This window comes from Candidatus Acidiferrales bacterium (assembly GCA_036514995.1).
GTDB lineage: Bacteria > Acidobacteriota > Terriglobia > Acidiferrales > DATBWB01 > DATBWB01.
Genome location: DATBWB010000122.1, coordinates 1 through 11,474, shown reverse-complemented (window position 1 = coordinate 11,474; position 11,474 = coordinate 1). Strand labels below are relative to the sequence as shown.

Below are 11,474 nucleotides of genomic sequence, written 5' to 3'. Positions count from 1 at the left end.
ATCGTGCGCAGAAGCATCTCGGCATGCAGGTTCTGGCTCACCTTGAGCATCACCCGCAAAGATTCGAAAAGCGGAAGCGAAGCATGTTCCGCCAAAACGTGACGGGGCTCGCCCCGATCAAATCGGGGCGAGGGCTCGGGGGAAATCGCTTGCCCTGCTTCCGCCGGGAGAGCTCCGATTCCCTCGGGGCGAGCTAACTCGGCCTCGGTTCGGTCGTTGTGCCTGGCAAGGAGCTTTCCGCTCACCGAGATGCCTTTGGCTTCGAGCGCCTGCCGGAACAAGCTCGCCGCGTACAGGGCTGGATCTTCGATCCCGAGAGAGACGCCGCGGGGTGGCGTGCCCAGAGCAATTTTTCCCCAGAGCTTCACCACCCGGCTGCCCGGCTGCCGGTCGAGAATCAGCTTCACGTCCGCTCGCGCGGGCGCGGTTTGGGCGCGGTTCACCACCTCATAGAAATCCGTCGGCGGCTCAAAGCGCCAGAAAATCGGGTCGCCCGCTTTTTCCCCGGGCAAGGTTTCCAGAAACACGACGTTATCATTGACGGCCAGCGCGGTGACGGGCGCGCCGTAACCCCAGGTCAAATCGCCCCAACGCCAGCGCACCGGATAAGGGTTGTAAACAAAATAGGAATCGTCGGCAACGATGTCGCCCTCGACCCTTCTTAGACCCTTGGCCGCCAACTGGCCGGCGATCTGCTCCAGCACATAAGTGGGCGGAAAGGGCCGTTCGGTTTTCTTGTCATACGGGATCGCCCGGCCGGAAAGATTCGGATCGCCCCGGCCAACCAGGATCAGGTCTCCCGCCACCCTCCCTTCGGCATCCATTTCGGCGGGCGCTTCGACCGTCGTGCGGTATCGGTACTCGAGCCCCAGAAGATGCGCCGCGGCGGCGGCGGTGAAGAGCTTGGTATTGGAAGCGAGGGAGAAGAGTTGGTTCGGGTTGCGAGCATATAGGGTCCGGCCGTCTTTGGCCGAGACCACCAGAACGCCCCAGTGGCCGCGCTCGGCGCGGTGCTTCTTGAGGACGGCATCCACCCGTCGGGCAAAACGAGAGGCGGAGGCAGAAAGCTTGGGGGCGGGCGAAGAGGAGGCAGAGAAGCAGAGGAGCCAGAGGAGGCAGAGGAAAACCTTTAGTCTGGGAAAGCAGCTAACGGAAATGGACGGATGGCGACGCATGCCGGGTGAGTATAGCGCATCAGCGGCGCGGGGTGGATTCAGCAGCCAAGCTTGCGCGCGGCATCTTTGGCAAAGTAAGTGAGGATCATTTCCGCGCCGGCGCGAGCGATGGCGGTGAGCGATTCCATCATGGCGCGTTCGCGGTCGATCCAGCCCAGCTTTGCCGCCGCTTCAATGCAAGAGTATTCGCCGCTCACCTGGTAGGCCGCCACCGGAACCTGGAACTCCTCGCGCACCCGCGCAATCACGTCGAGATAAGGCAGAGCCGGCTTGATCATGACCATATCCGCGCCTTCTTCAATGTCGGCCGCCACTTCCCGCAACGCCTCGCGGACGTTCGCCGGGTCCATCTGGTGGCTGCGGCGGTCGCCAAACTGCGGCGTCGAGCCGGCTGCCTCGCGGAAAGGGCCATAAAAGCAGGAAGCATACTTAGCCGCGTAGGACAAAATCGGGATATTCTCAAATCCGTCGCCATCGAGCGCCTTGCGAATGGCCGCCACCCGCCCATCCATCATGTCCGAAGGCGCAATGATGTCCGCCCCGGCCCGCGCGTGCGAGAGCGCCGTCAGCGCCAGCAGTTCGAGTGTGGGATCGTTTGCAATCTCCTCGCCGCGCACTACGCCGCAATGGCCGTGGCTCGTGTATTCGCACAAGCAGACGTCGGTGATCACCAGCAGGCCCGGAACTTTTGCCTTGAGCTCGCTCACCGCTCGCTGGATGATGCCATCGGGCGCGTAGGCCTCCTTGCCGTACGCATCTTTTTCCTTTGGCAACCCGAAGAGGATCACTGCCGGAATCTTGAGGCCGGCGACCTCCTTGCACTCCTTGACCAGCTCGTCCACGGAAAGATTGAAGACGCCGGGCATGGAGGAGACCTCCTTGCGCACGCCCGAGCCGTGGCAGACAAAGAGCGGATAGACGAAGCGTGAGGCCGTCAAGCGCGTCTCGCGGACAAACCCCCGCAAGGCTTCCGTGCGGCGCAAGCGGCGCAAACGAGTGATCGGAAATGCCATGCGAACTCCTTCGGTGACCGGGAGGGAATAGCCGGGCGCGACCTAAAAGATCCGTTCCTGGCGGCGAACGTTTCCGAACGTGCCGATGTTGGCGATCGAGAAGGCCAAGCGAAGCTGATTCTCCGCGCGGATCGTCCCCAGCGCCAGCCGGCGAAACTCAACCGCAATCCCGCAACAAGCGCCATTATAGCTAACCTGAAGGGCGTTGTTCTGGAAAAACTTCTGGCGGAAGTCGTAGTTGGCGCCCCAAAGAACGTTCCACCCGCGACGGTTGATGGAGCCGTAGCCCGTCTGGAAGCGTATCTGGTTTGAAAAGGGGGCGAGGATGGCCGTGTTGCGGACCGAGTAATGGGCCACGCCCAGGAAGAATTCCTTGTAGGGGCGGCTGTTGACCGCCAGGCCGGAGGCCGTCACGCGGCCCTCGCGGGGTTCAAAGTCCAGACGATACTCGGCGTCAAACCGGCCGCCGGGATTAATGCGGATGTCGGAAATGACAGGCGAGAAGCGCTTGGCGCGGTCGGCAAAGGAGAACGCGCTCAGGGATGTGAACGATGCAAAGACATTCCGCCGGTCCTCCGCCAACGCGCCGCCGAAGGTTGGGTCGAAATAGTACTTCTGCGCCACCTTCCAGGTGACCCATTCGCGCACCGAATCCTCGGAGTGCAGGCGGGTGAACAACCGCTGCGTGAAGGAGTATTCGAGCTCGCTCGTGTCGGTGAGCGTGTCCAGCGCATCAAAGCGAATAAAGCGGGCAAAATCGCGCACCCCATTCACATAGCGATAAACGATGCGTGGCTCGATGACATGCTTGATGCGGTCGCCCAGCCGCCCGCCGGGGGTGTTCCAGACGCGCGCGAACGACGGCAGGCGAATATCAACGCCCGCTTGCCGGGTAAAACGATTCACGCCTCTTTCGACAAAAGTGCCGCCGGCAAGTCGGCCGCCATAGTTCGTCAGGCCAACGCCCAGCGTCGGGACAATCTGCAAAAAATGTCCCAGGCGAATCGGCAGCGTTACTCGGGGTGCCAGGTTGAAGCGCCGGACCATCTCGGAAGTCTCAAGATTGGGATCGTGCCGGCGCAGGCCCTCAAGCGAAACGTCCCAGGAGAAGTAAACCGGCAGCCGGGGGATGGCTCGATCCGGGCTCGAGAACTGGAAGCTGGGAGCCGAGCGGAGAATCACCGCCTGCTCTGGCGAAACGCTGATGAAGTTTTTGTACTGGGTCGCAAAGAGATTCCAGTAGAGCCCGCCTGAGTTGTTGGTGAGAAAGGCGGTTGACTTGACCTCTGAGATCACCGCTTCATGAAACGTTTCGGAAAAGGCGAGGCGAAACGCCTGCGAGGTCAATTGATTGATATCGGCGACAGCCCGAAAGCCATGAGCCAATTTCGTCACCGCATCGAGGTGAGCGGTATGGCCGGGCTGGCGGATGCGTTTGCCGCTCGGATCGGTAATGCCGCGATCGTTCACGGCAAAGTAGCTGGCGTTCAGGAAACTCTCCTCGCCGGGCCGGACGCGAACCTCAGCCCACTGAGCCACCCCGCGCCGGCTGAGCAGTTCCGCGCCGAGCGTGAAGTCCAGCCAGTCCGCCGGGGCAAGATACAGCGAATCGCCGAAGATGAACCCTTTGTTGTTGGAATTGCTGAAGTGCGGCAGCAGGAACCCGCTTTCCCGCAGCCGGGCCACCGGCACGCTCGCCACCGGGAGATAGAGGGCGGGCAGCTTCAGAAACCGAAAAACAGCGTGGGTGAGTCGCGCCTTGCCTCGCGGATGAATTCTTACCCGCCGGGCGTAGAACGTCCACTTGGGCCGATGGGGTTCACACACCGTCACCCAACCCCGGCGAACCACGTAAGCATCTTCGCTGATGCGCTCGACCTCCTCTGCCTCAAAATAGAATGGATTCGGACTGGTGAGGATCTCCGCTCGTTCTTCTCCCGAGGACGGGCGATCGGCGCGGAAGGTTCCCTTTACCTTCGTAAAATTCCCTCGGCCCGTTTCGAAGTTGTACTTGGCGCTTTCTGCTTCCAGATGCTGGTTCTCGCGTTCAAAGACGACATGCCCCTGAACCTCGGCATCGCGCGTTTTCGCGTTGTAGGTGACGCGGTCGGCGGCAAGCTTCATGCCGGCGTAGCGCAGCTCGACGTTTCCCTCGGCAAAAAACAGGTGGCCTTCTTTGCGCTGCCGGTCAGCCCGGATCTCCAGCACGGCTCCGCCGCCCGCGGCTTGAGCGGGAGGCACCGCCTGCTTTTGCGCATGGGAAGCGATCGAAAAAAGCAAAATTCCAACGATGAGGGCTGGCCAAAAGGATAGCTTCATGCCGATGCCTGAGATGCCGGAAAAGAATTCAGGAGAGGAGTGAGCCTCTCTGTCACAGTTTGGCCAAAATAACATGCGACCTCATGTGGCGCAACAGTAATTGCCCGGCGTTGACCCGGCTCGGGCGCGCTTGCTACCATGCCAGGCAAGCCTGTTGTCGAGTCTGGCCCAAGGTGCTGCTCGCCTGTTCGCAATGCGGTTCCGCCCACCACGAAAACGCCGTGATTTGTCCCGCCTGCCGCCAGCCCTTCGCCTCTCCCCTTGATCCACAAGCCGCCTGGCGCAAAGAACTTGCCGCTCGCTTCGAAGCCTACCGTTCCCGGCGGCGCGGGCGCGTCGGGGAGGAAGAGGGTCAGAAATCGCTGCCCTTTCTGCCCGCACCGAATGGGGTTGGGGGTGGCGCGTCCGGCCCGGCTGGCCACAACGGAAACATCTTCGTTCTTCCGCCGCAGCCGCCGAGGCCGCTGCGCATCACCATCCGCGAAGATCAACCCCGGCTGGCCTTTCCGGAATCTTCGGTGGCGGAACAGGTGTCGGCTCAGGTGCCGGTTGCGGCCATGCGTCTGCGGGTGCGGGCGGGTTTGGTGGATGCCGCTTTCCTGGCTTTGGCGTGCTTGGCTTTTCTGGCGATGTTTCATTTTTTGGGCGGGCGGCTGATTTTCGCCAAGACCGAACTCGCCATCCTTTCCGTGTCCGCCTATCTCCTCTACGCGCAATATTTTTTCCTCTTTGTTGGTTTCGCAGGCGCCACGCCGGGTATGAGATGGGTTGGGCTGGACACCTCCAATTTTGCGGGCGAACCGGCCACCCGGCGGCAGCTCCTCTGGAGAGGCTTTGGCTATCTGGTTTCCGGCGGTTCCCTTTTTCTCGGATTTGTGTGGTCGCTGGTGGACGAAGAGCGGCTCACCTGGCACGACCGCATTTCTCAAACCATCTTGACGGTTCTTCCCGAAGCTTCCCGACGATGAGCCGGCTGGTGAGCAAGCAAAAACTCCTTCAGTATCGGCCTGAAAATCTCTTTGCCGACCGCGTGGGCAGCGAAGGCATCTCGCTGGCTGAGCTGGCCGCGGAGCTGGGCCGGGGGCGGTCGGCCGTGGCTGCTTTGGCCAAGCGCGTGGGGGACGGCGAGGTGGGATTCGCCAGGCTTCCCCTGGATCGCAGCACGCTCGCAAAGGTGCAGAGGTTCGCGCGCCGCTGGCGCGGCCGATACCGGAAGGTGCTCCTTCTCGGGATCGGCGGTTCGGCGTTGGGCCCCCTGGCGCTCGATCGCGCGCTCCACGGCACGCCGCCGCTCCGGCGGAAAGACCGTCCCGAGCTGATCGTCCTTGACAACATAGATCCCCAGCCGATGGCGGTTGCCCTCGCCTCCTTGCGGCCAAGGGAAACGCTGGTCCTCGTCATCACCAAGTCCGGCGCCACTGCCGAAACCATGGCCCAATTCCTGGTAGTGCGCGAGTGGCTCTCGAGCGCCCTGGGAAAACGCTCCCAAGAGCGCATCGTGGCGATCACCGACCCCGAACGCGGCGACCTCCTCCGGCTCGCCCAACAGGAAGGCTACGAACGCTTTGAGATTCCGCCCAACGTGGGCGGGCGATATTCCATCCTTTGCCCGGTGGGCCTGGTGCCGGCGGCGCTTGTGGGAATCGACGTCGCCCGGCTTCTCCAGGGCGCAGCCGCGATGACGCTCCTCTGCCATCCCGCAGAGCGGGACGACCCCAGGCAAAATCCGGCTCTTCTGGCCGCCCTGCATCAATATCTGTTGGCGACGCGCCACGGAAAAACGATTCAAGTCATCTTTGCTTATGCGAGCGCTCTCTGGGCAATGGCCTTCTGGCATCGGCAGCTCTGGGCCGAGAGCCTGGGCAAGCGGGTGGACCGCAGCGGCAAAGAAATTTTTGCCGGACAGACGCCGGTGGCGGCGCTCGGGGTCACCGACCAGCACAGCCAGTTGCAGCTTTACGTCGAAGGCCCGCGCGACAAGACCATCACCTTTTGGGACGTGGAACAGCCCGGCCCAAGGGTTCCCATTCCAAAAACTTTTTCCTCTTACGATTCTCTCGGCTATCTTGGCGGCCACACGATGGGCGAACTCTTCCGCGCGGAAAAAGCGGCCACCGAGTCCGCTCTCACCGCCGCCCGAAGGCCCAACGCCACGATTACCCTCCCGGCGGTGGACGCCTACTCGCTCGGTCAACTGATCCAGTTCCTTGCATTCCAGACGGCCTACATGGGGGAACTCTGGGGCATTGATGCCTTCGATCAGCCCGGCGTGGAGCTCGCCAAGCGCATCATCTACGGCCTGATGGGACGCAAGGGCTTCGAGGAATACCGGGCAAGAGTCAAGCAAGGTTAGCGCGTATCGTGCTTGATGCCGCGAGCGGCATCGAGAGCGCGCAAAGCGTCGCGCACCTGAACTTGCCAGAATGAGTCGCGGCGATTCCGCGGCAGCTTCCTGATTCGCTTCTCGAGCCCCGGCCGGTCCACTTCGGCCCAGATGCGCGGCTGGTCCTTGGTGGGTTGAAGGTTGGCGACGCGGACAAACGGCCGCAGATAAAACTGGCAAAGGTCCTGAAGCGCCGAGGAAATCGCCGCCGTCACTTTCCCTTCCGTTTCCACCAGCCGATTCATCAGCGCCACCAGGGTTGCCTTGTCCTGGTGACGCGAGAACAGCACCTCCAGATAGAAGGGGATGTCATTGTTGTAGGCAAGGCGTTTGCGCAGCCTTTCGGTGTTGTTCCTCGGCAACTCCTCGAGCATGGCCTGGAGAAAAGCGACTTTGTCTTTGGTCTCTTCGCTGCCCTTCGCCGCTATCTCCGCCAAATTGGCGAGAAGGGATTTCCGCTCGTAAGCCTTGAGACGAGAGTGGATGAGGGCAAAATCCTTGGCCGGGTTCTGCAGCGTGTGCGCCGGGCGGCCGGTCTGGATGAGGGTATCCAGGTCCGTCGCGGTGAGCCCCGTACCTGCAAGCAGGTACGGGGTGAGTGGCCGGATGCCCGCCGTCCCTTGCCCCGATATATCGGGGCGAATGCTTCGGGACGCTGAAACAACCCACAAGAGCATCAAAGGGGCAAGCATCATTCTCTTCATGGGCTTCATGCGCCTCATGGTTTGCGGAAACCGACCCCGCCCAGGCGCTTCGCATCCTATAATAGCACCGATGGGCAAAGGACGTTTTCTCAACCAGAAACTGGGCAAGCGGGTCAGCCGGTTGGCCGAGCAGCGACAGCGCAAGCTCGAAGCTGACTGGCGCTCGAAACGGCTCTCTCGCGGTCCTGAACCCCGAAGCCTCGGGACGGGATCACCGCGCTCGCCGAAGAGCAACTGAGGACTGCGGCACGATCCGGTCCACTCGCCGGGCCGCGGCGTCCTCCGCGTCTCCCGGCTGCATCTTCGCGTAACTTTCTCACCGCAGCGGCAGGGAGTTCACGGAGCAGCACAGAGCGAATCGGCACTAGGCGAGCGGAAGCCGATGGGGTAGAATTGCTGTTTCGCGTCGTAGTCATCGGAACTCTTGAAGCAGGGAACCTTCGAGTCTCGATTTTCGCTTTTCGGGTTTCGCTAGGAGACGAGGATGAGCAGACGGTTCAAGTTTGTGGTGCTTGGGCTCTCCGCATTGATCCTGAGCTATTCGGTACTGGGCCATGTGCTCAGCAAGAGCGCCAACGAAGGCGCTTACCGGCAGTTGACGGTTTTCAGCCAGGTGCTGAACCGGATCAAGACCGACTATGTGGACGACCCGAGCCTGCCCACGGTGACGGTGGGTGCGCTCCACGGCCTGCTTGAGTCGCTCGATCCTTACTCCGGCTACCTCAGCCCGCGGGAATACACTGAGTTTCAAAAAAGGCAGCATAACGGCAAGGCTTCGCTAGGCGCCGTTTTCTCCAAGCGGTTCGGCTATCTGGCCGTGGTAGCGGTGGTTCCGGGTGGCCCGGCGGCTCGGGCCGGACTCCGCACCGGCGAACTGATTGAGACGGTCGAGGGCTTTTCCACCCGCGACATGTCGATTGCCCAGGCACGGCAGCTTCTTGACGGCCAGCCCGGGACGCCGGTGAGGATGGCGGTTATCCGGCGAGGTCGCTCGGAATCGCAGCCCCTGGACCTTGTCCGCGCCGAAGTGCCAACGCCGCCTATGGGCGTGGAGCTCCGCCTCGGCGGGGCGAGCGACTTGGCGCGGGTGAAAGTGCTTTCGCTCGACAAGGGTCGGGCCGAGGAGTTGCGGAACAAATTGCAGCAACTCGAAAAGGCGGGCGCGCGCAAATTGATCTTCGACCTGCGCGACTGCGCCGCCGGCGACCCGGATGAGGCCATCGAGGTGGCTCGACTCTTTATCGAGAAGGGCGTGATCACTTCGCGGCGCGGGCAGACGGTGCCCCGCGAGGAGTTCACGGCGGAAGCTTCCCGCGTTGCCTGGCCGCACCCGCTCGAGGTTCTCATCGACGCTGGTACCGCCGGCCCCGCCGAGATCGTGGCGGCAGCGGTGCTCGACCATCGCCGCGGCGAGGCGATCGGCGAGCGGAGCTGGGGCATTGGATCCACGCAAAAGCTCATTCCCCTCGATGACGGCTCGGCTCTGATTCTTTCGGTAGCCAAATACTACTCGCCGGCCGGCAAGGCGATTCAAGAAAACGGCATAATGCCCACCGTGGTCGTGCAGACAGAAAGCGAGGACAACGTTGCCCTGCTCGATGAGAACATTCCCCAAGCTCAGCCCGAGCTCCGCGGCGAACCACCCCAGGAAGATCCCATCCTGAGGAAAGCCATCGAGTTGTTTCGCAGCAAAGAGGGGCAAAGCCGCGCCATCGTTCCTCCGGTCGAGCGTCGCGCGGGTGCTGAAAGCATGTGATGCCGCGCTGCCGGCAGGCCCCACCCGATTGGGTTCGTTCGATTTTGGTCGCCGTCCCGCTCTGCGGGATGGCGCTTTTCTTTTCCACCTGCCGCCGGGAGCTCTCTGAAAAAGAAACCCAGGCCATCACCGCTGAGCTCGAACGAGCTGCCCACCGAGCCGCCCGGCGAAAGGCGGAAGTCCGTGTGGCCCACGGTTCGGCTCGGGCGGGCTCACCGCCGGTCGAGCGACAACCGGGAATCGCCCGCGAACCTTCCCTCCCCATTCTCTGGATCACGCTCAGAGATCGTTCCCGCGCCGATGCTGTGCGCCAATCGCTGCTGCGGGTTGGCCGCGAGCGCAAGCTGAGCGGGTTCCCGGTCGAGCCGCCGGCGGGCGCTATCGAGAAACTGGAATTTCGTTTTCGCAGCCGGCTTACCCATATCGCGGTGATCGAAATGGCCCGAGCCCTGAACGGCTCGCGGCCGGCTCTCGCTGGGACCGGCCCGCCCCGTACCAGCCCCGTACCAACTGGTTGGTACGGGGCCAGCAAGCTGGTACGGGGCCCGCGCGTAGCCATCGTCATTGACGATCTGGGCGCCGACCGAAATTCCGCCGAAACCATTTTTCAAATTCCCTATCCGCTCACCGTCGCCGTCCTGCCGCGACAACCCCATTCCGCCGAGGTCGCCGAACGAGCCTACCAGAAAGGCCTCGATGTCTTGCTCCATCTCCCCATGGAGCCTGCCAACAGCCAGGCCCAACGAGAAAAAGTGGAATTGCGGCCGGGGATGGCGCCGGCCGAGGTGAAGCGCACGATGGAGGAAGAGATTGCCGCCATCCCCCACGTCGTCGGGGTGAACAACCATGAGGGCTCGCGGGCGACGGCTGACCCGGCACTGATGAGCGCGGTCATGGGAATGCTGAAACAAAAGAAACTGTTCTTTGTGGACAGCCGCACCACGCCTCAGACGGTCGCCTACGATGCGGCCGTCAGGGCTCAACTGCCGGCAACCTTTCGCACCGTGTTTCTCGACCGCACCTCGCCCGGTGCCGGCGCATCGGTTGCGTATTCCATTGGCCAGCTCAAGCAACTTGAAAAACAAGCGCGCGCCACGGGCTGGGGCCTGGCCATCGGTCATCCGCATCCCGGCACGCTCGCGGCCCTCGCGCGGTATCTTCCGGTACTCGAACGACGAGGCTTCCGCATCGTGTACGCATCCGAACTGGTGCAACTGCCGCAGCTTCCTCGGAAAGCGCCTGCGTCCCCACCGGCGAAAAATACAACGTCTTCTTCAGCTTCGCGCTCAAGGTGAGGGTTTCAAACGGCGGGCTCGCCCCGACTCGTCGGCGCTCGCCCGGGCGACAAATGACCGGCAAGCTGTTGCCGGGCAGCGCATCCGCCGAGGCTGCCATTTGTTTTGCGCGCGCATCTCACCAGCGTTGGCACAGCATCCTTTGGAGAGAGGTCGGAGGAGATTTCTTGATGAGACACAAAATGGCGCTGGTGGTGCTGGTGTTGCTTGCGTTGTTCCTGGCCGGTTGTCCTTCTGAGGTAACCATAGGAAAAATTCTCGCCGATCCGTATCGCTACCAGGACAAAGAGGTCGTCGTGCGGGCCAACGTCGTGACCGGTTTCGGCGGGCTGGGTCGCGGCATCTATGAAATCGAAGACGGCACCGGACGCATTTTTGTGATTACCGATCGAGGCATTCCCGGGCGGGGCGCCCGCGTCACCCTGCACGGAAGGGTTGTTAATGCCTTCACCTTTGCCGGGCAAAATTTTGCCACCGCCATCCGCGAAGTCCGGCACAAAGCCGAATAGACCGCCTCGCGTCGAATCAATGGGGCCTCGTGCGGCCCTCCCGTGCGGATCCTCCCGCGGTTTTTTGGCTATCAAGCCCGTTTCCACCAGCGGTGCAACCCCACCCGCGCGCTGCCCAAGGGGGCGCAGCCCGCCAACCCGGCCGGGAAAAGGCCGGGGGTGAGGGGTTCACCCCGAAGGCTTCCGGCAGGTTGCGCGAAAGCCCGCCCTCGGAATACGGCATCTAATGGAGTAGGCGCGACATGCACGTCGAGAAAAAAACGAACCCGGTGCTTCACCACGAGCGTTCACTTCAGGGCGAGCCTTTCCGCCGTGGCGGA

9 protein-coding genes are annotated in these 11,474 nt (G+C 62.5%); 5 read left to right on the top strand and 4 right to left on the bottom strand.

Going from position 1 to position 11,474, the window contains the following annotated elements:
• From dacB to lptD, 3 genes are all read right to left on the bottom strand, one after another.
• Positions 1 to 1,175, bottom strand: a 1,175-nt coding sequence (dacB, locus tag VIH17_08765; protein HEY4683327.1) for a D-alanyl-D-alanine carboxypeptidase/D-alanyl-D-alanine-endopeptidase, incomplete at its 3' end; no start/stop codon positions are given.
• 38 nt (positions 1,176 to 1,213) lie between these two features.
• Positions 1,214 to 2,188, bottom strand: a complete 975-nt coding sequence (gene hemB, locus VIH17_08760) for a porphobilinogen synthase (protein HEY4683326.1) — start codon at positions 2,186 to 2,188, stop codon at positions 1,214 to 1,216.
• A gap of 42 nt (positions 2,189 to 2,230) precedes the next feature.
• Positions 2,231 to 4,507: an LPS assembly protein LptD gene (lptD, locus tag VIH17_08755; GenBank protein HEY4683325.1), complete on the bottom strand. Its 2,277-nt coding sequence runs from the start codon at positions 4,505 to 4,507 to the stop codon at positions 2,231 to 2,233.
• Positions 4,508 to 4,590: 83 nt separating this feature from the next.
• On the opposite strand from lptD, the gene VIH17_08750 reads away from it, so the two are divergent.
• Positions 4,591 to 5,475, top strand: a complete 885-nt coding sequence (locus VIH17_08750; protein HEY4683324.1) for an RDD family protein — start codon at positions 4,591 to 4,593, stop codon at positions 5,473 to 5,475.
• 8 nt (positions 5,476 to 5,483) lie between these two features.
• Positions 5,484 to 6,860 carry a glucose-6-phosphate isomerase gene (locus tag VIH17_08745; protein HEY4683323.1) on the top strand — a complete coding sequence of 459 codons (1,377 nt, stop codon included), beginning with the start codon at positions 5,484 to 5,486 and terminating at the stop codon, positions 6,858 to 6,860.
• On the opposite strand, the gene VIH17_08740 is transcribed toward VIH17_08745, so the two are convergent.
• A complete protein-coding gene (locus tag VIH17_08740) occupies positions 6,857 to 7,594 on the bottom strand; it encodes a hypothetical protein (GenBank protein ID HEY4683322.1) in 738 nt (245 codons plus the stop codon). The genes VIH17_08745 and VIH17_08740 overlap by 4 nt on opposite strands.
• 484 nt (positions 7,595 to 8,078) lie before the next feature.
• Here VIH17_08740 and VIH17_08735 point away from each other — a divergent pair, with 484 nt between their 5' ends.
• From VIH17_08735 to VIH17_08725, 3 genes are all read left to right on the top strand, one after another.
• Positions 8,079 to 9,350 carry a S41 family peptidase gene (locus VIH17_08735; protein HEY4683321.1) on the top strand — a complete coding sequence of 424 codons (1,272 nt, stop codon included), beginning with the start codon at positions 8,079 to 8,081 and terminating at the stop codon, positions 9,348 to 9,350.
• Positions 9,350 to 10,645: a divergent polysaccharide deacetylase family protein gene (locus tag VIH17_08730; GenBank protein HEY4683320.1), complete on the top strand. Its 1,296-nt coding sequence runs from the start codon at positions 9,350 to 9,352 to the stop codon at positions 10,643 to 10,645. Before VIH17_08735 ends, VIH17_08730 begins: the two co-directional genes overlap by 1 nt.
• 170 nt (positions 10,646 to 10,815) lie before the next feature.
• Complete coding sequence (locus VIH17_08725; GenBank protein HEY4683319.1) at positions 10,816 to 11,154, top strand: hypothetical protein; 339 nt, start codon at positions 10,816 to 10,818, stop codon at positions 11,152 to 11,154.
• The last annotated feature ends 320 nt before the right edge of the window (positions 11,155 to 11,474 follow it).

Bases quoted from the DNA above. Each gene is read 5' to 3' on its own strand.
- hemB (HEY4683326.1), bottom strand. From the start codon at position 2,188: ATGGCATTTCCGATCACTCGTTTGCGCCGCTTGCGCCGCACGGAAGCC.
- lptD (HEY4683325.1), bottom strand. From the start codon at position 4,507: ATGAAGCTATCCTTTTGGCCAGCCCTCATCGTTGGAATTTTGCTTTTT.
- VIH17_08750 (HEY4683324.1), top strand. From the start codon at position 4,591: ATGTGGCGCAACAGTAATTGCCCGGCGTTGACCCGGCTCGGGCGCGCT.
- VIH17_08740 (HEY4683322.1), bottom strand. From the start codon at position 7,594: ATGAAGAGAATGATGCTTGCCCCTTTGATGCTCTTGTGGGTTGTTTCA.
- VIH17_08735 (HEY4683321.1), top strand. From the start codon at position 8,079: ATGAGCAGACGGTTCAAGTTTGTGGTGCTTGGGCTCTCCGCATTGATC.
- VIH17_08730 (HEY4683320.1), top strand. From the start codon at position 9,350: ATGCCGCGCTGCCGGCAGGCCCCACCCGATTGGGTTCGTTCGATTTTG.
- VIH17_08725 (HEY4683319.1), top strand. From the start codon at position 10,816: ATGAGACACAAAATGGCGCTGGTGGTGCTGGTGTTGCTTGCGTTGTTC.